This is a genomic window from Achromobacter sp. FW305-C-30-7, from assembly GCF_058783105.1.
Genome location: NZ_JBYSYI010000012.1, coordinates 1 through 20,195 on the forward strand (window position 1 = coordinate 1; position 20,195 = coordinate 20,195).

Sequence of the window (20,195 nt, forward strand, 5' to 3'; positions counted from 1 at the left end):
CCCCCCCCCCCCCCCCCCCCCCCCCCCCCCCCCCCCCCCCCCCCCCCCCCCCCCCCCCCCCCCCCCCCCCCCCCCCGGTCCATGTGCTTTACGCCTTGGCGCGCGCAGAACTCGTGCGCACGTTAAGTTTTCGAAAATTTGGCCGTTAACAACAATAACGCCTGAAAAGGGCGGTGAACAGTGTTCGAAAATCGGGGCCGTGCCGGCCCGAATTTGACGAACCTGGCGGGGGAACACGTCTATGCGGGGCGTCAGATCCGGTTTGCTCGCCGATATTCATTCGCTGCCCGACATGATGTACCCGGAGGCAAGCTGTGCGCGTCAACCTACCCGTCCACAATGTAGAAACCAAGCTGCGCGAGGATCAGTACTTGATCTCGCGCACGGATACGAAGGGCCGGATCGTCTATGCGAATCCGGCCTTTGTCGAAGTCAGCGGCTTCTCTCGAGAAGAGCTCATCGGCAAGCCGCACAACATCGTGCGCCATCCCGACATGCCGCCCGAAGCCTACGAAGATTTGTGGGAGACGCTGCAAGCGGGTGAATCGTGGCTGGGGCTGGTGAAGAACCGGCGCAAGGACGGCGGCTACTACTGGGTGCTGGCCAACGCGACGCCCATCGTCGAGAACGGCGAGGTCGTGGCGTACTCCTCGGTGCGGGTACGGCCGTCCGAAGAGCAGGTCGAAATGGCCGAGGACCTGTATGCCCGTATCCGTGAGGGTACGGCCCGGGGTGTGCGCATCCTGCGCGGGCGTCCGGTGCGCGCCGGTTGGCGCCGTGGCCTGGACGTGCTGACGTTCGCTTTCCGCAGCAATGTCCGCAGCCGCATGCTGCGCCATGCGCTGCTGTCGTCAGCCATCGTCGCCGGCGCGGGCTTTTATGGCCTGCGGACCAACTGGGCGGAACTGAGCACTTGGGGCGCGAGCGTCGGCTGCGCGGCCATCGCACTGGGCGTCATCGCCATCTTCGGCATGGGCTGGCGCTTGTCCCGGTCGCTGCTGGATCCCATGGTGGACGCCGCCAATATGGCGCGCCAAGTCGCAGCGGGCAACCTGACCACGCAGATCGTGGCGGATTCCGATGACGAGATCGGGAGCTTGAAGTTCTCGCTTGAAGTGATGCGCAAAAGCCTGATCGGGATTGCTCAGGACGTGTACCGCGGCATCGAAGGCACGACCCATGCCGCGGCGCATATCGCGCGCGGCAACCAGGAGCTGGCGGGCCGCACCGAAGGCCAGGCGGCGTCCTTGCAGCAGACTGCCGCCAGCATGGAACAGCTGACCTCCACGGTGCGGCAGAACGCCGACAATGCGCGCCAGGCCAACCAGCTTGCGGCCAGCAGCATGGAAGTGGCGCGCAAGGGCGGTGTGGCGGTGGGGCAGGTGGTGAACACCATGCACGGCATTTCGGACAGCTCGCGCAAGATCGCCGACATCGTCAGCATCATCGAGGGCATTGCCTTCCAGACCAATATCCTGGCTCTGAACGCGGCGGTCGAGGCGGCCCGCGCCGGGGAGTCCGGCAAGGGCTTCGCCGTGGTGGCGGGCGAGGTGCGCAGCCTGGCGCAGAAGAGCGCCCAGGCCGCCAAGGAGGTCAAGGGCCTGATCGAGGACTCGGTGGAACGCGTGACCGAAGGCTCCCAGCAGGCCGAGCAGGCCGGCGCGACGATGCAGGACATCGTGGCCGCCGTGCACCGCGTCACCGACATCATCGGCGAGATTTCCCAGGCGTCGCAGGAGCAGTCCAGCGGCATCGAGCAGGTGGATACGGCGGTGTCGCAGATGGATGTGATGACGGTGCAGAACACCGCGCTGGTCCAGGACCTGGGCGGCGCCGTCATGCAGCTGGGCAGCCAGTCGGGCGCATTGCGCGAGACGATCCGCGTGTTCCGTCTTACAGGCCAGCAGTAAGGAGACGGGGCGGTGCCATGCATCGCCTCGGCGCTCGGCGTCAGCCGGGGCCGCTATTTACCCGCCAGCGCGTCGGCGACCCGGCTCATCGCGGTGAAGCCGGATTCGAACAGCGATTCCAGGAAAGGCCCCGCGTGCGGTAGCACGACAGTCAGAATCGTCACGCCGATGATGAGCGTCACTGGAAAGCCGATCGAGAAAACGGACAGCTGCTGCGCCGCGCGATTCAGGATGCCCATGGCCAGGTTGATGGTCAGCAGCGCGCAGATCAGCGGCAGCGCCAGCAGCAGGCCGGATATGAAGATGGTCTTGCCCCATTCCACTACGACGCCAAAGCCGTTCTGGTGTAGCTGAATCATGGCGACAGGCAAGGTATCGAAGGACCGTACCAGCGCGGCCAAGACCAGCAGATGGCCATCCAACGCCAGGAATGTCAGCATCGCAATGATGTTGAACAGGCGCGACAGCACCGCGGTATTGGCGCCGGAGCTCGGATCGAAGAAGGAAGCGAACGACAGGCCCATCTGCAGGCCCACGAATTCGCCGGCCGTTTGCACGGCGGCGAACACCAGGCGCATCGTGAAGCCCAGCGCAATGCCGATCAACACTTGCTGCATGACCATCCACAGCCCGGTGAACGAACCGGGCGCAATAGGAGGAACGGGATCCAGCGCGGGGCTGATCGCGACGGCCAGGACGAACGACAGCCCGATCTTGACCTTCATCGGAATCAGCGATTCGGAGAACAAAGGGGCGGTACCCACGAGTGCCAGGATGCGCACGAACGGCCAGAGGAACTGGCCGATCCAGCCGTTGAGCTGCTCGAGCGTGAAGGCAATCATGGGGAGAGGCCCGGGGTCCGGCGGCTGTGGCCGCTCAGGACACCAGCATGGGGATCTGGCCGATCAGCTGCCGGATGTAGTCGACCATGACGCCTATGAGCCAGGGGCCGAGCAGCACCAGCACGCCGCACATGGCCAGCAGCTTCGGAATGAAGGACAGCGTCATTTCGTTGATCTGCGTGGCGGCCTGGAAGATGCTGATGACCAGACCCACCACCAGCGTCACGAGCAGCAGCGGTCCGGCCATAGCCAGGACGATCTTCATCGCCTGGTAGGTCATGGTCATGACGGTTTCTGCGGTCATGGCGATTCTCCTCCAGGTTATTGATAGAAGCTCTGGGCCAGCGAACCCATGAGCAGGTTCCAGCCGTCGGCCAGCACGAAAAGCATCAGCTTGAAGGGCAGCGCCACCGTCACCGGCGGCACCATCATCATGCCCAGCGCCATCAGCACGCTGGCGACGACCAGATCGATGATGAGAAAGGGGATGAAGATGGTGAAACCGATCTGGAACGCGGTCTTGAGTTCACTGGTGATGAAGGCCGGTACCAGGATGCGCAGGGGCACCTGCGAGGGGTCTTCCAGGGCAGGCTGCTTGGCCAGGTTGGCGAACAGCGATAGATCGTTTTCGCGCGTCTGGTGCAGCATGAAGGTGCGCAGCGGACCGGCCGCACGTTCCACGGCAGCCTCGAACTGGATCGAGCCCTCGGATAGCGGCTTATAGGCGTCGGTGTAGATCTTGTCGAACACCGGCGACATCGTATAGAAGGTCAGGAACAGCGCGAGGCCGATCAGGACATGGTTGGGCGGCGACATGGCCGTGCCCATGGCGCTGCGCAGCAGGCCCAGCACGATGATGATGCGGGTGAATCCCGTCATCATCAGCAGCGCGGCGGGCAGGAACGACAGCGACGTCATCAGCAGCAGGGTCTGCATGCTGAGCGAATAGGTTTCGGACCCGTTAGGCCCCGGCGTGGCGGTCAGCGCAGGCAAGGTGGCCTGCGCGACGACCCCTGCGGGAAACAGGGCCAGGCCCAGCAGGGCCGCGGCGCCGAGCAGGTGCAGCGCGCCTGGCCGGGCGCGGGCGGGTGTCGTGCTAGTGGGCAAACTCATGGGTATCGCTTGGAGGGCGCGGCAGCGCTAGCGGCGCTTGAGCGCCTGGCCCAGCTTGGCTGCGAAGGCGGCGGCGGGCAAGGTCGAAGCCTCCGGCAATTGGCCGGCGGGCAGGGTGTGCAGGGTGTTGAGCTGGTTCGGGCCGACGCCCACCACCAGCCAGGTGTTCTCGACTTCCACCACCACGATGCTCTGGCGCGGACCGACCGGCAGGCTGGCTACCTGCCGCAGCAGATTGCCGCCGCCGCGCGGGGTCAGCCCCGCGCGGCGCGCCAGCCAGGCCGAAACCAGGATGGCGGCCACCACCAGGATGAGGCCGATGATGACGCGCAGGAGGGCGGAGTCGTCCATGACGCCAGGATCAGCGGCGGTTGTTCAAGCGGTTGATCCGCTCGGACGGCGTGATGATGTCGGTCAGGCGGATGCCGTACTTGTCTTCCACGACCACGACTTCGCCCTGGGCGATCAGGTAGCCATTGACGAAGATGTCCATCGGCTCGCCGGCCAGGCCGTCCAGCTCGACCACGGAGCCCTGGCCCAGTTGGAGCAGGTTCTTGATGGTCAGGCGGGTGCGGCCCAGCTCGACCGTCAGCTGGACAGGCACGTCCATGATCAGGTCGATGTCGGCGCCGGTTCCGCCAGACGCGCTGGCCAGAGGCTTGAACACGGATTGCGCCGCGGATTGCGCGGCGGGTGCCGCTGGCGCTGCGGGAGCGGGAGCCGGCGCGGCAGCGGGCGCAGCCGTGGCGGTCTGCTCGGCCATCGCGGCGGCCCAGTCGTCCTGAGGCTTCAGGCCGTCGGCTTGGGTGGGCGGATTGGCGCGGGATTGTTCGGCGAGCGCGTCGGCCCAGTCGTCGGCCGGGGACGAGCCGGTACCGGGCTCGTTCTTGTCAGTCATGGTCAGAGGCCTCGTTGGATTCTGTATCGTGGGTAAACATGTTCTGTACGCGCAGGGCGTACTGGCCGTTGAAGACGCCATAGCCGCATTCCATCAGCGGCACGCCGTCGACGCTGGCGACTATGGTTTCGGGCACGGTCACGGGCAGGACGTCGCCTACCTTCAGGCGCATCAGTTCGCGGATCGACGAGGGGATGCGGGCAAACTCCGCCACCACATCGATATCGGCGCTGCGCACCTGGCGCGACAATTGCTGCGCCCAGCGCTGGTCCACTTCCTCGAGCGTGGTTTCCTGCAGCGGGCGCGTCAGCAGATCGCGCACCGGCTCGATCATGGAGTAGGGCAGGCAGATGTTCAGGTCGCCGCCGGTCGCGCCGAATTCGATGTGGAAGGAGGTGACGACCACCACTTCATTGTTGCCGGTGATGCTGGCGAACTTGGTGTGCATCTCCGAGCGCACGTACTCGAATTCGATCGGGTAGACGGGGTCCCAGGACTTGCCGTAGCTTTCCAGGGTCAGGTTGAGCAGGCGCCGGATGATGCGCTGTTCGGTCGTGGTGAAGTCGCGGCCTTCGACACGCGTGTGGTAGCGGCCATCGCCGCCGAACAGGCTGTCGATGACCAGGAACACCAGGTTCGGGTCATACGTGAAGAGCGCCGTGCCGCGCAGGGGTTTCATCTGAATCATGTTCAGATTGCTCGGCACCGGCAGGTTGCGCTCGAAGTCCGCGTATTTCTGGATCTTGATCGAACCCACCGTGATATCGGCGCTGCGACGCATGAAGTTCAGCAGCACGTGGCGCATCTGGCGAGCGAAGCGCTCGTTGATGAGCTCCAGCGTCTGCATGCGGCGCCGCACGACGCGCTCGGGCGAACTCAGGTCGTAGGCGCGGGCGCCGGCGCTCTGGTCCGTGGCGGTTGTTTTGCTGTCGCTTTCGCCGGTGACGCCCGCCAATAGCGCATCAACCTCGTCCTGCGAAAGAAATGCCTCGTAGGCCATGCTTATTGCACCACGAACGCCGTGTACAGCACGTCGGTGACGTACTGGCCGTCCGGCAGGGGCGAGAAGGGGCGATTGACGGCCTGCTTGATGGCGTTGGCCATGTCGGTCTTGCCTTGCTGCGTCTGCACGCCGGTGGGCGATTGCGACGACAGCACCATCAGGATGCGGCTGCGCACTTCAGGCATGTACTTTTCGAGACGCGTGCGGGTCTGCTCGTCGCTCACGCGCAGCGTCAGGCCCACGTGCATGATGCGTTCCGTGTCCGGGTTTTGCAGCGTGACGGTGAAAGGCTCGATCGGCACGAAGATCGGAGCGGGCACGGCGATCGGGCTGGCCGGCGGCGCGACGAAGGTCGTCGGGGTGCCCTGCGGGCCTTGAGCGGGTTGGCCCGGTTGGCCGGGTTGGCCAGGTTCGCCGGCTGGCACCTGGCCGACGCCGAGTTGCACGTTTGCGCTGCTTTGCGGCTGCATGCGCTGGGTGATGAACCAGGTTGCGCCGGCGCTGGCCGCGGCCACGATGAGCAGCACCAGAATCGCCAGCAGGGGGCGAAGAATACGGCCCATGCCGCCAGAGCGGGAAGAAGGCGCGCCGCGCGCAGGCATGGGTGAAGGTTTGGAAGTCGCCATCTCGGTGTCGATGCGTGTTTTGCCGCTGATGAAAACGGGTTCTTAGTGGATGAAAGCATTCTGCCCCAAATGCCGCCTCGGCTTGGAGGCGAAAAACAGGGCGAAAGCCGCGTATCTCAAGCTATTGCTGCGCCGCCCGCAGCCATGGCCGCGAGCGGTGGTGCGCTTGTTTGTCAGGCGAAGGTGTCCACCAGCGCATTGGCGTTGCGCGCGACCGTCACTGCGGCGGGCGCTTCTGCCACGCTGTCGGCGCCTGTCTGGCCGCCGCCGGCATGGCGTTGCGAGCCGTTGCCGCCCTGTTGCGCGAACTCCTGTTGGGCGGCTTGTTCGCCCACGCTGGTCTGGCCCAGCGAGATGCCGGCCTGGGCCAGCGCCTGTTGCAGTTGCGGGAGGGCGGTTTCGATGGCTTGGCGCACCGAGGCGTGGGCCGACACGAACGACGCGCTGGCCACGCCGTCCGTCAGGTTCAGGCTGACGCGCAGCGGACCCAGATCGGGCGGATCGAGGCGCAGTTCGGCAGTCTGCATGCCCTGGCGCGCGCCGTGGCTCATCATGACGACCTGTTGGCCAAGCTCGGTGCCCCAATGAGTGCCGCCAACCGGGGTGGCGACCTGCAGCACGACCGGCACGACGGGGGCGGCGATGGCGGTCTGGTTGGTAATCGGCGCGGCAGGCTGGCGTTGGGTGGTGGCGGCCAGCGCCTGGGCCAGGTGGTCCTGGGCGGAGCCGCCATGCTGGGGCGCCTGGAACTGTTGTTCGGCGCTGACCAGCGCCTGCGGCGACGCGTCGTCGGCGTCCTCGGGCAAGGCGGCGTGGCCGGGTTCGGCGCGCGCATCGCGGGCGGGACGAGGCAGCGCGACCTCCGCGGTGAGTCGCGGCGCTTCGGTCTTGACCGGCGCGGCGGCGGCCGGGGCGCGGACCGGCGCTTGCGTGGCGGCGGGGGCGTCGGTGCCGGGCTTGACTGCCGCAGTGATGACCGGCACGGCGATTTCGGCGTCGCGCGCGGCAAGCGCGGCGGCGGCCTCGGCCTGCGGGGCGGTGAGGGCGCCAGCGCCCGCAGCCGTAGCGGCCTGCGTCGCGGGCGCGACGTCGGCGGCATTCAGGGCGGCAGTGAGGACGGCGGCGCCGCTGCTCATCGCGGCGGCGGCGGCGACGGCATTGCCGCGCGCGAGCTGTACTTGTTCGGCGGCCTGGGTTGCGATCTCCAGGGCTTGCTGCGGCAGGATGACGGCCGGTTGCGTTGCGGCGACTGCCAGCGCGCCAGCTTCGGCCTGCGTGGCGGTCTGCACGGCCTGGTCGATGGCGCTGGCGGCGGCGCCTTCAGCGCGGGCGGCGGGGTCGCCGGAATTCTGGCTGTCGGCAGGCGTTTTGGCGCCGTTCCTGGCCGGGCGCGCGTCGGCGGCCTGGTTCGGCCGCTGTTGTGCGGGGCGCTGCTGAGCCAGCACGTCGGAGAAACTGGGACCCTTTTTGTTTACGGGCGCGGCCTTGGCGCCAAGCGCGTCGGCGATCGAGGGCGGCGCAGTGGGCGCGATCGAGGGCAGGGGAGCGTTCATCTGGGGCTTCCTGTGAGGTATTGCTTAATGCATGCCGGTCTGGCGTTGGACCAGGCGGGCGGAGTATTCGTCATTGGCGCGTTGTTCGCGGCGCGATTCGACCACCGCTTGGGCGCGCAACTCGCGCTGCGCCAGGGCGTCGTAGGAGTTGAGCTTGCGCTTTTCCTGTTGCCAGTACAGCCGGCCCTTCGCGAGGTTGTCGTCCGCTTGGCGCAGCACGCCTTGTTGCTGGCTGATGGCGTCGTCCAGCGTGCTGATGAAGCGCTGATAGTTATGGCAATCGCTGGCCGACATGCCGCTGGTCATGGCCTGCTGCAGCCGCTCCAGGTAGTCCTGGCGGTAGTCGTGCAGCATGGACAATTGGCGCTCGGCGTTGGTGCGTTCAGCGCCGAGCCTGCCGAGCAGGCGCGCGGCTTCGTCCGTGCTTTCCTTGGCCAGGTTGATCAGCATGTCCAAAGGCAATTGGCTAGGCATAAGCGTCCCTCAATTCGAAACTGGCGCGCAACTGGCTGACGGCGGCTTCGTAGCCGACGTTTTCGCCGATGTCTTGCTGCAGAAAGGCTTCCAGGCGCGGATAACGGGCGATGGCCTCGTCCAGCTGCGGATCGTTGCCGGCGGCGTAGGCGCCCACCGCAATCAGGTCGCGGTTGCGCTGGAAGCGCGACAGGCTTTGCTTGAAGCGGCGCACCACGGCGAACTGCTCGGGTGTGATCAGCGAGGTCATGGCGCGCGAGATCGACGCTTCGATGTCGATGGCGGGGTAATGGCCCGCTTCGGCCAGGTGGCGCGACAGCACGACGTGGCCGTCCAGGATGGCGCGGGCCGAATCGGCGATAGGATCCTGCTGATCGTCGCCTTCGGCCAGCACGGTGTAGAACGCGGTGATCGAGCCTGCCTTGCCGGAGGCCCCAGGCGCGCCCATGCCGGCGCGTTCGACCAGCATCGGCAATTTGGCGAAGACCGAGGGAGGATAGCCTTTGGTGGCGGGCGGCTCGCCGATGGCCAGGGCAATTTCGCGCTGCGCCATGGCATAGCGGGTCAGCGAGTCCATGATCAGGAGCACGTCCAGGCCCTGATCGCGGAAGTGCTCGGCCAGGCGCGTGGCATAGGCGGCACCTTGCAGGCGCAGCAGCGCCGACACGTCGGCCGGCGCGGCCACCACCACCGAGCGCGCCAGCCCCTCGGGGCCGAGGTTGTGTTCGATGAATTCCTTGACTTCGCGGCCGCGTTCGCCGATCAGTCCGACGACGATGACGTCGGCCTTGGTATAGCGGGCCATCATGCCCAGCAGCACGCTCTTGCCGACGCCGGAACCGGCGAACAGGCCCATGCGCTGGCCGCGACCGACCGTGAGCAGGCCGTTGATGGCGCGCACACCCGTGTCCAGCACCGTGTCGATGGGCGCGCGCGACAGCGGGTTGATCGGCTGGGCGGACAGGGGCGCCAGTTCGGCGCCCGTGAGCGGACCTAGCCCGTCCAGCGGCCGGCCTGCGCCATCCAGCACCCGGCCCAGCAAGGCGTTGCCGACGGGCAGGTGGCGGCCCAGCTGCGGCTTGGCGTTGCCGTTCAGTTCGGCCTTGCGCGGGAGTGGGATCTGGCGCTGCACGGGAGGTTCGCCAGGCACGACGCGCGCGCCGGGCGGCAAGCCGGAAATGTCGGCTTGCGGCATCAGATATAGGGTGTGGCCGTCGAAGCCGACGACTTCGGCGTCCGCCCAATGGTCGTGGCCGCGGGCGATTTCAATGCGGGCCGCCGCTCCTACCGGCAGGCGCAGGCCGGTCGCGTGCAGCACCAGGCCGGTGGCGCGCGTGATCTTGCCGCTGACCAGCCAGGGGTCGGTCGAGGCGGCGCGGATCGAGCCGATCTGCAGCTGGGTCTGCCAGCGGTCGATGACCGGCACAGCAGTCGCGGCCGGCTGGCCGGGCAGGGCGGGGGCCGGATTGGGGCTCACGCCGGCTCCTCCCAGGACACGTTGCGGCCCAGCGAGGCCGCGACCCGGCGCCAGCGCGTCTGCAAGGTGGCGTCGATGTCGCCGTAGGGCGTTTCGGCACGGCAGCCGCCGCGCGAGATCGACTCATCGGCGAGGACGCGCCAATGGCCTTCCTTGAGTTCGTCCGCCAGGTGCAGCCGGATCAGTTCGATGTCTTCGGGGTTGGCCCACAAGCGCATCTGGCCGCCGGCGGTGGGATTGATGTGCAGCACTTCGCGCACGGCGCTGACCACGGTGTCCGGCTGCTCGGCGAGCGTGGTGCGCACGACCTGCTGGGCGATGTCCAGCGCCAGGGTCAGCAGGCCCTGGCCCATTTTTTCTTCGAGCGAGCCGAGGGACGCGGCGCAGGCCTCGACCAGCGCGTGCAGGCGCTGCGCTTCCGCGGCGCCTTGCTCGCGGGCCTGGTTGAGGCCTTCGGCGTAGCCTTGCTCGCGGCCAGCGGCAAGGCCGGCTTCGTATCCCGCCTGTTGACCGGCTTCCAGGCCGGTGGCATGGCCCAGGGCATGGCCTTCGTCGCGGCCTTCGGCGAGCGCCTGGGCACGCAGTTGGGCCATTACCACCTCGGGGTCCGGACCCGGATCGGGTTCGGGCTCGGGCTCCGGCTCGACGACTGCGGGCTGGTCGAACGACAGCATCTGCCAGCGCCGCCAGGCGGCGCTGCGCGAGATGAGCGCCGTGGCGCCGCTGTCCACTTCAGACATACGCGTCGTCTCCCTGGTTGCCCAGGACGATCTGGCCGCTCTCGGCCAGGCGGCGCGCGATCTGCAGGATCTTCTTCTGTTCGGCCTCGACCTTGGACATGCGGATCGGGCCTTGCGCGTCCAGGTCTTCGCGCAGCATTTCGGCGGCGCGGCTGGACATGTTGCGCAGGAACTTGGCGCGCAGCTCTTCCTGGGCGCCCTTGAGCGCGACCATGAGCGTGTCGTTGTCGATTTCCTTGAGGATGAGCTGGATGGCGCGATCCTCGACGTCGAGCAGGTTGTCGAAGACGAACATCTCGTCGATGATCTTCTGCGCCAGATCGCTGTCGCGCTCGCGCAGGCTGGCGACCACGGTTTCTTCCTCGGCCGAGTTCATCATGTTCAGGATCTCGGCCGCGGTGCGCACGCCGCCCATCTTGCTGCGCTTTGCGCCCTGGCCGGCCAGCACCGAGTTCAGGACTTCGGTGAGCTCGGACAGCGCCGCGGGCTGCACACCGCCGAAAGTGGCGATACGCAACATCACGTCGTTGCGCAGGCGGTCCGTCAGCAACGCCAGCACGCCGGCGGCGCGGTCGCGCTCCAGGTGCACCAGGATGGTCGCGATGATCTGCGGGTGTTCGTCGCCGATCAGTTCGGCCACGGTGTTCGGATCCAGCCAGTTGAGTGCGTCGATGCCGCTGCCGCCTTCGCCGGCTTCCAGGATGTCTTCGATCAGGCCGGCGGCGCGGTCGCTGCCCAGCGCCTTGGTCAGGACGGTGCGAATGTAGTCGTCGGAACCCAGCGTGACGGCCATGAACTGGTCGGCTTCCTGGCGGAATTCTTCCAGCACCACGGCCACGTCGGCGCGCGTGACCTGTTTCAGGCTGGCCATGGCGGCGCCGACCTGCTGCACTTCACGGGCGCCGAGGTACTTGAAGACCTCGGCCGCGGCGTCCTCGCCCAGCGACATCATCAGGACGGCGCTGCGCGTCATGCCGTCCAGCGGAGTGGAATCATTTTTCATCTTTGCTCATCCAGGTGCGCAGAACCATCGCAACGGCGCGCGGATCCTTGTTGGCCATCGTGCGGGCCCGTTCCAGGTTGTCCTGGTAGCGGTCCACTTCCTTGGCGCGGGCCGCGTCCTGGGCCTCGCGCGCCGCTTCGACGCGCTCGGCTTCAGCCTGTTCCGGATCGACCGGCGGGTACAGGTAGTCGCCCACCGTGCGGCGCAGCAGGCGGTACAGCCACAGCGCCAGCACACCACCGACCAGCCAGGCCAGGATCGTCTTGAACAGCGAGATCATTTCCGGATCGCGCCACATTGGCACCGGCGGCGGGCCGTCGTTGAATTGGCTGTTGACCAGGTTGAGCGAGTCGCCGCGGGGCTCGGAGTAACCCATGGCTTCACGCACCAGATTGGTCAGCTTGTTCAGTTCTTCAGGCGGCAGGGGCTGCAGTTCGCCGTCCTTGTCGCGCATGTAGTTGACGACCACGGCCACCGACAGACGCTTGAGGTTGCCCACCGGCTGCTTGATGTGGCTGATGGTGCGGTCCACTTCATAGTTGGTGGTGGCGTCGCGGCGTTCGTTCAGGTTGCCGGTGGCGGCTTGCGTGCCGGTCTGCTGCTGAGCGTTGGCGGGCTGCTGCGGCTGCCCGGGACGGGGCGGCTGGGGTTGCGGCGGGTTGGCGATTGGGGCCTGCGGATTGGCCGGTGCCTGGTTCGACAACGCGCCGGGCACGCCCTGGGCGGCGTTGACGCCGCGCTGGGAGGAGTCGCTGGTCTGTTGGCTGCGCACGGCGGCCTGGCCGGGTTCCTGGTTCGGGCGGTAGACCTCGGAGGTTTCTTCGCGGCGGGCGAAGTCGACGTCGGCGCTGGCCTGGGCGTGGACGTTGCCCGGGCCTACCAGCGGATTGAGGATGGTGAGGATGCGCTCGACCGTGCGCTGTTCCATTTCGCGCACGAAGCGCATCTGGTCGGCGTCCATGCCGCGGCCTTCGCCCATCGGCGCCGACAGCAGGCGGCCGTTCTGGTCGACGATGGACACGTTTTCGGCGGTGAGTTCGGGGACGCTCGAGGCGACCAGCCAGGAGATCGCGGAGACCTGCGCGTCGCTCAGGCTGCGGCCGGGATGCATGTTCAGCAGCACTGAGGCGGTTGGGGCCTGGCGCTCGCGCACGAACAGCGACTGGCGCGGCATGGCCAGGTGCACCCGGGCATGCTGCACGGTGTGCATGGCTTCGATCGAACGCGCCAGCTCGCCTTCAAGGCCGCGCTGGTAATTGATCTGTTCCGTGAACTGGCTGGCGCCGAAGCGGGCGTTGTCCATCAGTTCGAAGCCGACGGAGCCGCCGCGCGGCAGACCCTGGGACGCCAGCTGCAGGCGGGCATCGTACACGCGGTCGGCCGGAACCAGCACGGCGGTGCCGGTTTCGTTGTAGCGGTAGGGCACGTTCATCGTCCCCAGCGCCGCCACGATGGCGCCGCCATCGCGGTCGTCCAGGTTCGAGAACAGCACCTTGTACTTGGGTTCGCTGCTCCACATCGCCACGGCGACGATGACCGCGACGAGCGCCGCTGCCGCGCCCAGCAGAATGGGCTTGGGTAGCGCGCGCACCTTCTCCAGTGCGGGGAATTTCGTCAGCAGCGACGAACTCAGGGTGGCCTGCTGGTTCATTGGCGGCCCCCGCTGGCCACGCGGAGCTGGAGATGGGACTTCATGTCTGGGTAGGGCAGATTACACATGCAACGTGCTTCTGGTCTGGGGAGAGCGTGGATTATTGCCCCTGAGACGTCCATCCCAATCGTTGAAAACAGCCGGTTTTTGGCGTTACTTATCCCCTATGTCCCCCACAAGGCGAAAGTCGCCGTCGCTGCCCGGGCGAGAGGCGGCTGCATACGCGGAAATGTCGGGTTTTTTGGCGGTTCTTGTCGGCTATGAACCGGCGGGATCGGGGGTACGCTGTGCGCAACATTGACGTAATCCCCACCAGCAAGGAATCAGGTAATGGCTGTATCAGGCTTGTCCGGCATCGAAAGCATGCTTCAGCAGATGCGCACGGTAGTAAGCAAGGCAGAGACCGGTAACCTCGCCGCAGGTGAAATGGTCGGTCAGCCGGATGGCTTCGCCGCGGAGCTGCAGCGATCCATCCGTCGCGTCACCTCGGCCCAGAACGCCGCCACGGCGCAGGCCAAGGCCTTTGAGCTGGGCGCGCCCGATATTTCGCTCAACGACGTCATGATCGACATGCAGAAGGCCAGCATCGGCTTCCAGACGGCGGTGCAGGTACGCAACAAGCTGGTTGCGGCCTACAAGGAAATATCCTCGATGGCGGTCTGAGTTCTGCTTCTGGGTCAGCGCTTCGGTCCCGGCCGCAAGCGCGGGCAGGCATCCGGCGGGAACTTGCAGCGCAAGTTCCCGCGGCCAGCCATCAATTGCGCTGGGCGCTTTTTTCCAGGCGCCAGACCACCTGCTGCAGCCAGTTTTCCTGGCGCGCGTCCAGATTGAGAAAGATGGCCCCAAGGTGGCTGACCGGCGGCTCGCCTGTCAGCGAAACATGCTTGGGCGCCGGTTCGTCTGGATCGGTCGACTGCACCATGGGCTGGCCCGAGACCGGATACACATTGCGCACTTCCAGGCTGGCGCTGAGCTTGCCCTGGTCGCCAAAGTCCAGTTGCACGTTTTCCAGCACGGTGCCGCGCTCGGGCAGGGCGGGGACCGCCAGTCCTGCGCGCAGGCCCACGCCGTCCACCGAGATGTCGCGTATCGTGAACGTGTAGGGCTTGTCGGCGGGGGATGCCTGCCAGCTCGCGCGGCACACGTTGGCGGCCGCGATCAGGGAAGCGCGGAACATCTTGCGGCGCTGGATGCGGGCCAGGCGCTCGGGGAATGGCGAGACCAGCGCGGCGCTGCCGTCGTCGAAATGAATGATCTGCGGCCGCTGCACGCGAAAGCGGATCTGCACGCCGCCGTAGGCGGTCGCATGGAAGTGGAAAGTGGCGCCGCTCAGCAAGCCCATGGAGTCGGATTGCTCGAAGTCCGCGCCAGCGTAATCGCGCGGCCTCCAGAAGAACTCGCCGGCCTGCTTGTCCACACCGAGGATCAGCACCGCCATCTCGCGGTCCGCGGCGTCGCGAACGAGGATGTGGCTGTCGGGGTGGGTCAGCTCGAACAGGGCCGAGCGCATCTCTTCAGGCCGGGTCAGCAGGAACTCCGGGTCGCTGGCATCCAACACTTTGGTCTTCCTCAGGTAATAGGGTCAGGCGGGCGGAGCGGGTTCGGGGAGCTCGCGCGATTCCAGGCGATAGAGCCAGGCCAGCAATTCTGCCACCGCTACGTAGAGTTGGGGCGGAATATGTGCGTCCAGGTCCACCTGCATCAGCAGGCCGACCAGTTCGCGCGACTCGTGGACATAGAGCCCGTTTTCCTGGGCGGCGCGGACGATGGTGTCCGCGAGCTGGCCGTAGCCCTTGGCGACGACGCGCGGAGCGCCGTCCTTGTCTTCGTACGAAATGGCGACCGCTGCGTTGCGGCCGGCGTTCGGGTCCGATTCCGGATGGGGGGTGAGGCGGCTCATCAGATATCGGCGGGAATGTCGGGGCGCGGTTCGACCACGTTCACCGACAGATTGCTCAAGGTCAGGCCGGCGGCCAGCAGGCGCGCGCGCAGCGAGTCCGAGGAGTCATTGATCTCGGCCGCGCTGTGCGGCGCGATCAGCTGCAGGACGATCTGGTCGCCGGCCAGGTTCAAGCGGGCGTCGACCAGGCCCAGGCGGGGTAGGTCCAGCTTCAGCCGCGTTGCCCAGGTGGGGACCGCGGAGTCCGGGTCGCCGCCGTAGGGGTCGCGTTCGACTTCCCATTCCATGGGCGTGCCGGGCCAGGCTTCGCCTTGCCAGGTTAGCGTCTGGTTGGCCAGCACGTCGAGCTGCTGGCGGACGAGCGGCGTAAGGTCTTGGTGTATGCCGCTGACGGCCGTGCCGGGGGCGGATGAACTGGAGGAACCAGTGCTGCTGGGCGCGGCGTCCGTGCCCGGGCGTCCGCTGGCGGACGTGCCGACCCGCGAACGCGAAGGTGCGGATTCCTGTGCGGGCGGATTCTTGCCAAGCATGGCCTGCGGTTCGTTGCGCAATTGCTCCGGGCTGGCCCGACCGAAGACCATGTCGGTCAGATGGGACTCGTAGAACAGTCCGCTGCCTTGCAGCGCCTGGCGCAGGGCCTGTCCCAGGGCGCGGGCGGAAGGGCCGCCCGCCGCCAGGGCGGCATGCGCTGCGGCGTCTGGTCCTTTGGCGGCGTTGGCGCTTGCGCCGTGTCCGGTCTGGAGGTTCTGCTTGGCGGCGGTCGCCGGACTATCGCCGTCCAAAGCAGCCGCGACCGAGGTCGCGAGAGCGGAAGCTTGCTGGGCGGTGGTCTGCGTCGGCGTCTGGCCAGGCGTGGGCTGAGGTGTCTGCGCAGCGGTCTGCGCGGGCTGCTGGCCTGGTTGCGCTGTCGGCATGGGGCCGGCGCCGGCGGCGGGTTGGCCGGCCTGCGCGTCGGCGGTCCACAGGGGCGCGCGGCCCTGAACTGCCGGAGCCGCCTCGGGGAATTGGGCCAGCAAGGCCAGAATGGTGCGCGCCGTCGTGCCCAGCGTGGTCGGGGCCGAGGCGGTGGTGTCGCTGCTGGTGACCAGGCCGCGGGCAGCCAGCGCCAGCGCTGCCGCGGTTTTGGGGTCGACGACAGTATTCTGGCGGTCGCCGCGGGCGCCGCCAGTCTGTATGCCTTGCCGCGGGTCGCGCGTCGAGCCGTCCGAGGCGCCGGGCTTTTCCAGGTTGCCAGGCTGGCTGACCGCGTCGGGCCGGGCGCCGGAGACTTGATTGGCGCTGGCGGCGGACATCGTCGTGCCTAGCACGGCGTCCAGCCGCTGCACCAGGACGTTGCCGAGTGCGGCGGGACCTACGCTCATTCTTCAGGCGCCTGGTAGCCGTAGGCGGACAGCAGGGTCTGCTGGCGTTTCATGCGCCCGAGCAAGTCGCCCAGACGGGCCAGTTGTGGCAGCGCCAGGTCGCGGGTGAGCGCGTCGTTATCCAGGATGCGCACGAGCAGGTCGTATTTCATGGCGCGGCCGGCTTCGTCCAGCGGCGCGGAATGTTCGGTCTGGCGCAGACGCTCCACCAGCTCGCAGTATTGCTGTCCGTGGACCATGGCCCCGTCCCAGTCGCCGGCTTGCGCCGCTGCTAGCATTTCTCCCGTGATGAGAGCGATCTCCTGGTAGTGTTCCAGGATAGGGGAGGTGTACTGGGTCGTGGACGTCATGGAAATCTCGGGCGTTCGATGGCTGGACGGTGCGTATGCGGTGCCGTCAAGGCTGCACGCCTCCGACAGGGCGATCAATGGATGTTTGCCAGGCTTCGGCCAGATCGGCCAATAGGCGGTCTGCCGTTTCGAGCGCTTCCGGGTCTGCTTTCAGGTTTGCCATCAGCAGCGTGCGGACAATGTAGTCGTAGAGGCGGGCGAGGTTGGCGGCAATTTCGCCGCCGGCCTCCATGTTCAGTCCGGTTTTCAAGCCTTCATCGACGATTTTGATGGCCTTCGAAATGGCGGCTCCCCGTTCGGTGATTCTGCCTTCTTGAAGGTGCAGGCGAGCCTGCCCGATTGCCGCCCGAGCACCCATGTACAGCAGGGAGATAAGCCTTTCGGGGCTGGCGCCCAGGATCTGTGTTTCCAGCCCTATTTCTGCGTAGGAACGCACGGAATAAGATCCGGAGGGGCGGCGGGCAGCGTAGGTCATCAATACATCTTCTAGAAATTACTTGGATTTGCTCATGGCTGCGAACTGCTGCGTCAGGTAGTTGGCCGTGACCGTCTGTTGCGATACGAACTTGTCCAAAGCTACGAATTGGGCGCGCATGGCGGCCATGGACGCTGTGCTAGAGGCCTTGGCTCGTTCCAATTGGTCTTTTACGTCTTTAATCGACTCGTTCAGGCCATCCTGGCTGGTCTTGATCGAGCCGTTGCTGCCGAGGGCCGCCTTGGTGGCGGCGTCGAACTTGGCAGCAAGGCCATCGGCTGAGGTCATGAGGCGTTTGACGTCTGCGGGGTTGGCAGTCAACGCCTTGTCCAGTTCCTTTTGGTCGAGCTTCAGTTGACCCGTCTTGGGGTCCATGGCGATACCGAGATCGGCCAGCGAACTCACCGAGCCCCCCTGCGTGAAAACCTGCAAAGCGCTAGACATTGCAGACTGGATACCGCGGGTTGTGCTATCGCCGGTCAGGGCTTGATTCGTTTGGGCAGTGATATCGAATGCAGTCAGTTTCGAGATCGTGCTTTGCACCGCGTTGTAGGCACTGACGAAATCTTGCACCGCTTTGCTAGCGACGGTGGTATCGCTTTGCAGTTTCAAGGTGACGACTTTGTTGGCTTCCGTCTTTGCTGTCAGGTTCAGCGTAACGCCGTCAATCGCACCAGAAATATTGTTGCTGCCGCTCTTGATAGTGATGCCGTTAACCTCGACCTCAGCGTCGTCGGCTGCGGTTTGCTGCGTCAACTGGGTGCCGGAGCCAGAGTTGTAGCTCAGAATGTTTTCCAGTTCGGGAGTGCCGGTAACTGTGATGGACTTTACCGATGCCTGCACGCCAGTATCCTTTGCGCTGAGCATGAGGTAACTACCGGAGTCATTTGTGATGATCGTCGCGCGCACCGCAGCCTTGTCATCGCTATTGATCGCCTTTGCGATGCCATTCAGCGACGTATCGTCCTTCAGCTCGATCGTGTGCTTTTCACCGTTGGTGAGTTCAATTTCAAATGAACCGGTCGCGCCGTTCGACGCTTTGCGATCCGTGACCATGGCGGATTGCAAGGTCTGCGCCGCCGCCAGGTTCTTCACTTTGATGGCGTATTCGCCCATCGTGGCGCCGTCTTCACCAATGGTCGCGGTCAGGCCGTCACCTATGACATTGGGTTTGACGGCGTCCAGCGTCGACGCCTTGCCCAGTGCCGCTGCAGCCTTCTGCAGGGCTTCAACCGCGCTTTGAATCTGGCCAAAGGCGCTTACACGGGCCTCGTAACTGGCTTGGCGATTCGTATATAGGCTAAGTTTTTTGTCCTCGGCCGCCTGCAGATCGGTCAGGATCTTTTCAAGGGGCAAGCCGGTGGTCGAGCCGAGGTTGGTGATAGAGGCCATGTGAAATTCCTTCCTAGCGATGCGATTCTGTCAAAAATACGTTGGCGGCGATTGGCCGGGTAAGGGCATTAGGCGGGCCTAATTCGACGCTTCCATGATTGGCCCGCTCGATGGCAGCGGACGGAGCATGAAAACAGGGTCGAATCAGGCCGTGGTTTTGATGCCGTTTCCTTGCATGTTCACGATCATTTTGGCGATTTTCAGGAGCGTTTCGCTGGGGATCGTGCGTATGACGTCACCCGATTCCGCGTCGATCACCGAGACCACGACTTGGTGCACATTGGGGTCGATCTCGAACTGGAGCTGGGTGGACCAGGCTTTCATCTGGTCGTTGATTTCATCCAGAGCCTTGTCCAGGGGTAGCTTCTGCGAATCGGATTGATCCGACGTCGCGCTGTCCGAAGCCCCGCTGTTCGTTGCGGCGGCCGTGGGCACGACGCTCACGGCGGGGTCCGGCGCGACGGGCGCGGAGGCCAGCGGCGCTGGTGCAAACGATGCAGGGGCTATGGGGGTTACGGCCATGATCACTCCAACGGCGATGTGGGCGTCTCGGAGGAACGCGCTGTTTTCAGGGAATTCTCAGCTACGATAACGGCAGGCCCGCAGGGAACTTTAGCCACCGGCGAGCCAGATGTTTCACGTGCTAAACAGTTCGGATCGGGTAATGAGTGTCAAGACGGCGCTGAGAGTTATCGAAATCATCGAAACCTATGCGCGCGAAAAGCGCGCGCTGCCTCTGTCGGAACTGGCCCGGCTGCTGGATGTGCCGGTATCGAGTTGCCTGGCCCTGATCCGTACCCTTACGGGCCTCGGCTATCTGTATGAAACCGGCCGGCGCCAGGGTTACTACCCGACCGGCCGGCTGCTGGCCATGGCGCAGCGCATCGCCCGCGCCGATCCGGTTCTGGATCGGGTCTATCCGAGCCTCACGGAATTAAGGGACGCTACGCGCGAAACGATTGTTTTCGCCAAATTGAGCCAGGAAGGCCGAGTCGTCTACCTGGACGTGCTGGATTCTCCGCATACCATCAGATACGCGCCGGTTGCAGGTGAATTCAAAGACGTTCATGCAAATTCGCTGGGAAAAGCGTTGCTGTCGCTGCTAGACGCGCCGGCTCGCGACGCCATGCTTGCGGGCATGGTCATGACCCGCCACAACGAGCGCACCCTGGTCACGCGCGAGGCGCTGCTCGCGGACCTGGAATTGTCGCGCCAGCGCGGCTGGTTCATGAACAGCGGCGAGTCCATTGCGGACGTGGGCGCGATCGCCTGGCCGGTCACCCTGTCCGGCGAACATTATGCGATTTCGGTGGGGGGGCCGATCTACCGGATCGAGCCGCAGCAGGAAGCCTACGCACGGATCCTGCGCTCGGCCTGCACCGCGCTGGAGCAGCAGGCCTGACAGACAGGCCTGGCCGCTGGTCAAA

General features: G+C 65.9%; 23 protein-coding genes. 3 read left to right on the top strand and 20 right to left on the bottom strand.

Annotation, left to right across the window (positions count from 1 at the left end):
• The first annotated feature begins 314 nt into the window (after positions 1-314).
• The gene (locus AC3WOB_RS27820) at positions 315-1,910 is read left to right on the top strand and encodes a methyl-accepting chemotaxis protein (RefSeq protein ID WP_013393403.1); all 1,596 of its coding nucleotides are present in this window, start codon (positions 315-317) and stop codon (positions 1,908-1,910) included.
• Between the two features lie 53 nt (positions 1,911-1,963).
• On the opposite strand, the gene fliR is transcribed toward AC3WOB_RS27820, so the two are convergent.
• The 13 genes from fliR to fliF form a co-directional block, all read right to left on the bottom strand.
• Positions 1,964-2,752, bottom strand: coding sequence for a flagellar biosynthetic protein FliR (fliR, locus tag AC3WOB_RS27825; protein WP_492276840.1), 789 nt, complete (start codon positions 2,750-2,752; stop codon positions 1,964-1,966).
• A 34-nt stretch (positions 2,753-2,786) separates the two neighbouring features.
• Positions 2,787-3,056 (bottom strand): flagellar biosynthesis protein FliQ, encoded by a 270-nt coding sequence (fliQ, locus tag AC3WOB_RS27830; RefSeq protein WP_008163193.1) that lies wholly within the window; start codon positions 3,054-3,056, stop codon positions 2,787-2,789.
• Between the two features lie 17 nt (positions 3,057-3,073).
• Positions 3,074-3,865: a flagellar type III secretion system pore protein FliP gene (gene fliP / locus AC3WOB_RS27835; RefSeq protein WP_013393405.1), complete on the bottom strand. Its 792-nt coding sequence runs from the start codon at positions 3,863-3,865 to the stop codon at positions 3,074-3,076.
• Positions 3,866-3,892: 27 nt separating this feature from the next.
• A complete protein-coding gene (gene fliO, locus AC3WOB_RS27840) occupies positions 3,893-4,216 on the bottom strand; it encodes a flagellar biosynthetic protein FliO (protein ID WP_013393406.1) in 324 nt (107 codons plus the stop codon).
• 10 nt (positions 4,217-4,226) lie between these two features.
• The gene (fliN, locus tag AC3WOB_RS27845) at positions 4,227-4,763 is read right to left on the bottom strand and encodes a flagellar motor switch protein FliN (protein WP_492276841.1); all 537 of its coding nucleotides are present in this window, start codon (positions 4,761-4,763) and stop codon (positions 4,227-4,229) included.
• The gene (gene fliM, locus AC3WOB_RS27850; protein ID WP_013393408.1) at positions 4,756-5,763 is read right to left on the bottom strand and encodes a flagellar motor switch protein FliM; all 1,008 of its coding nucleotides are present in this window, start codon (positions 5,761-5,763) and stop codon (positions 4,756-4,758) included. The genes fliN and fliM overlap by 8 nt, the downstream gene beginning before the upstream one ends.
• Before the next feature lie 2 nt (positions 5,764-5,765).
• A complete protein-coding gene (fliL, locus tag AC3WOB_RS27855; protein ID WP_041653456.1) occupies positions 5,766-6,392 on the bottom strand; it encodes a flagellar basal body-associated protein FliL in 627 nt (208 codons plus the stop codon).
• A gap of 173 nt (positions 6,393-6,565) precedes the next feature.
• Positions 6,566-7,945 carry a flagellar hook-length control protein FliK gene (locus AC3WOB_RS27860; protein WP_492276842.1) on the bottom strand — a complete coding sequence of 460 codons (1,380 nt, stop codon included), beginning with the start codon at positions 7,943-7,945 and terminating at the stop codon, positions 6,566-6,568.
• A gap of 24 nt (positions 7,946-7,969) precedes the next feature.
• Positions 7,970-8,419 carry a flagellar export protein FliJ gene (fliJ, locus tag AC3WOB_RS27865; RefSeq protein WP_013393411.1) on the bottom strand — a complete coding sequence of 150 codons (450 nt, stop codon included), beginning with the start codon at positions 8,417-8,419 and terminating at the stop codon, positions 7,970-7,972.
• The gene (gene fliI, locus AC3WOB_RS27870; protein WP_492276843.1) at positions 8,412-9,896 is read right to left on the bottom strand and encodes a flagellar protein export ATPase FliI; all 1,485 of its coding nucleotides are present in this window, start codon (positions 9,894-9,896) and stop codon (positions 8,412-8,414) included. The genes fliJ and fliI overlap by 8 nt, the downstream gene beginning before the upstream one ends.
• A complete protein-coding gene (gene fliH, locus AC3WOB_RS27875) occupies positions 9,893-10,636 on the bottom strand; it encodes a flagellar assembly protein FliH (RefSeq protein ID WP_013393413.1) in 744 nt (247 codons plus the stop codon). The genes fliI and fliH overlap by 4 nt, the downstream gene beginning before the upstream one ends.
• Positions 10,629-11,639 carry a flagellar motor switch protein FliG gene (gene fliG / locus AC3WOB_RS27880; RefSeq protein ID WP_013393414.1) on the bottom strand — a complete coding sequence of 337 codons (1,011 nt, stop codon included), beginning with the start codon at positions 11,637-11,639 and terminating at the stop codon, positions 10,629-10,631. The genes fliH and fliG overlap by 8 nt, the downstream gene beginning before the upstream one ends.
• Positions 11,629-13,290: a flagellar basal-body MS-ring/collar protein FliF gene (gene fliF, locus AC3WOB_RS27885; protein ID WP_492276844.1), complete on the bottom strand. Its 1,662-nt coding sequence runs from the start codon at positions 13,288-13,290 to the stop codon at positions 11,629-11,631. Before fliF ends, fliG begins: the two co-directional genes overlap by 11 nt.
• 330 nt (positions 13,291-13,620) lie before the next feature.
• On the opposite strand from fliF, the gene fliE reads away from it, so the two are divergent.
• Positions 13,621-13,953, top strand: coding sequence for a flagellar hook-basal body complex protein FliE (gene fliE, locus AC3WOB_RS27890; RefSeq protein ID WP_013393416.1), 333 nt, complete (start codon positions 13,621-13,623; stop codon positions 13,951-13,953).
• Positions 13,954-14,044: 91 nt separating this feature from the next.
• On the opposite strand, the gene AC3WOB_RS27895 is transcribed toward fliE, so the two are convergent.
• The 7 genes from AC3WOB_RS27895 to AC3WOB_RS27925 form a co-directional block, all read right to left on the bottom strand.
• Positions 14,045-14,848 carry a flagellar brake protein gene (locus AC3WOB_RS27895; RefSeq protein WP_492276845.1) on the bottom strand — a complete coding sequence of 268 codons (804 nt, stop codon included), beginning with the start codon at positions 14,846-14,848 and terminating at the stop codon, positions 14,045-14,047.
• Positions 14,849-14,872: 24 nt separating this feature from the next.
• Positions 14,873-15,190, bottom strand: a complete 318-nt coding sequence (locus tag AC3WOB_RS27900; protein ID WP_492276846.1) for an EscU/YscU/HrcU family type III secretion system export apparatus switch protein — start codon at positions 15,188-15,190, stop codon at positions 14,873-14,875.
• The gene (gene fliK / locus AC3WOB_RS27905; RefSeq protein ID WP_492276847.1) at positions 15,190-16,551 is read right to left on the bottom strand and encodes a flagellar hook-length control protein FliK; all 1,362 of its coding nucleotides are present in this window, start codon (positions 16,549-16,551) and stop codon (positions 15,190-15,192) included. Before fliK ends, AC3WOB_RS27900 begins: the two co-directional genes overlap by 1 nt.
• Positions 16,548-16,901, bottom strand: coding sequence for a flagellar protein FliT (locus AC3WOB_RS27910; protein WP_492276848.1), 354 nt, complete (start codon positions 16,899-16,901; stop codon positions 16,548-16,550). The genes fliK and AC3WOB_RS27910 overlap by 4 nt, the downstream gene beginning before the upstream one ends.
• A gap of 46 nt (positions 16,902-16,947) precedes the next feature.
• Complete coding sequence (fliS, locus tag AC3WOB_RS27915) at positions 16,948-17,376, bottom strand: flagellar export chaperone FliS (RefSeq protein ID WP_492276849.1); 429 nt, start codon at positions 17,374-17,376, stop codon at positions 16,948-16,950.
• A gap of 18 nt (positions 17,377-17,394) precedes the next feature.
• A complete protein-coding gene (fliD, locus tag AC3WOB_RS27920) occupies positions 17,395-18,768 on the bottom strand; it encodes a flagellar filament capping protein FliD (RefSeq protein WP_492276850.1) in 1,374 nt (457 codons plus the stop codon).
• A gap of 144 nt (positions 18,769-18,912) precedes the next feature.
• Positions 18,913-19,290, bottom strand: a complete 378-nt coding sequence (locus tag AC3WOB_RS27925; RefSeq protein WP_492276851.1) for a flagellar protein FlaG — start codon at positions 19,288-19,290, stop codon at positions 18,913-18,915.
• A gap of 142 nt (positions 19,291-19,432) precedes the next feature.
• On the opposite strand from AC3WOB_RS27925, the gene AC3WOB_RS27930 reads away from it, so the two are divergent.
• Positions 19,433-20,170 carry an IclR family transcriptional regulator gene (locus tag AC3WOB_RS27930; RefSeq protein ID WP_492276852.1) on the top strand — a complete coding sequence of 246 codons (738 nt, stop codon included), beginning with the start codon at positions 19,433-19,435 and terminating at the stop codon, positions 20,168-20,170.
• Positions 20,171-20,195 lie beyond the last annotated feature (25 nt).

Coding starts and splice junctions, on each gene's coding strand:
- fliM (WP_013393408.1), bottom strand. CDS start 5,763: ATGGCCTACGAGGCATTTCTTTCGCAGGACGAGGTTGATGCGCTATTG.
- AC3WOB_RS27930 (WP_492276852.1), top strand. CDS start 19,433: ATGAGTGTCAAGACGGCGCTGAGAGTTATCGAAATCATCGAAACCTAT.
- fliF (WP_492276844.1), bottom strand. CDS start 13,290: ATGAACCAGCAGGCCACCCTGAGTTCGTCGCTGCTGACGAAATTCCCC.
- AC3WOB_RS27925 (WP_492276851.1), bottom strand. CDS start 19,290: ATGGCCGTAACCCCCATAGCCCCTGCATCGTTTGCACCAGCGCCGCTG.
- fliQ (WP_008163193.1), bottom strand. CDS start 3,056: ATGACCGCAGAAACCGTCATGACCATGACCTACCAGGCGATGAAGATC.
- fliR (WP_492276840.1), bottom strand. CDS start 2,752: ATGATTGCCTTCACGCTCGAGCAGCTCAACGGCTGGATCGGCCAGTTC.
- AC3WOB_RS27910 (WP_492276848.1), bottom strand. CDS start 16,901: ATGACGTCCACGACCCAGTACACCTCCCCTATCCTGGAACACTACCAG.
- fliL (WP_041653456.1), bottom strand. CDS start 6,392: ATGGCGACTTCCAAACCTTCACCCATGCCTGCGCGCGGCGCGCCTTCT.
- fliK (WP_492276847.1), bottom strand. CDS start 16,551: ATGAGCGTAGGTCCCGCCGCACTCGGCAACGTCCTGGTGCAGCGGCTG.
- fliJ (WP_013393411.1), bottom strand. CDS start 8,419: ATGCCTAGCCAATTGCCTTTGGACATGCTGATCAACCTGGCCAAGGAA.
- fliS (WP_492276849.1), bottom strand. CDS start 17,376: ATGACCTACGCTGCCCGCCGCCCCTCCGGATCTTATTCCGTGCGTTCC.
- AC3WOB_RS27860 (WP_492276842.1), bottom strand. CDS start 7,945: ATGAACGCTCCCCTGCCCTCGATCGCGCCCACTGCGCCGCCCTCGATC.
- fliP (WP_013393405.1), bottom strand. CDS start 3,865: ATGAGTTTGCCCACTAGCACGACACCCGCCCGCGCCCGGCCAGGCGCG.
- fliO (WP_013393406.1), bottom strand. CDS start 4,216: ATGGACGACTCCGCCCTCCTGCGCGTCATCATCGGCCTCATCCTGGTG.
- fliN (WP_492276841.1), bottom strand. CDS start 4,763: ATGACTGACAAGAACGAGCCCGGTACCGGCTCGTCCCCGGCCGACGAC.
- fliE (WP_013393416.1), top strand. CDS start 13,621: ATGGCTGTATCAGGCTTGTCCGGCATCGAAAGCATGCTTCAGCAGATG.
- fliH (WP_013393413.1), bottom strand. CDS start 10,636: ATGTCTGAAGTGGACAGCGGCGCCACGGCGCTCATCTCGCGCAGCGCC.
- fliD (WP_492276850.1), bottom strand. CDS start 18,768: ATGGCCTCTATCACCAACCTCGGCTCGACCACCGGCTTGCCCCTTGAA.
- fliG (WP_013393414.1), bottom strand. CDS start 11,639: ATGAAAAATGATTCCACTCCGCTGGACGGCATGACGCGCAGCGCCGTC.
- AC3WOB_RS27900 (WP_492276846.1), bottom strand. CDS start 15,190: ATGAGCCGCCTCACCCCCCATCCGGAATCGGACCCGAACGCCGGCCGC.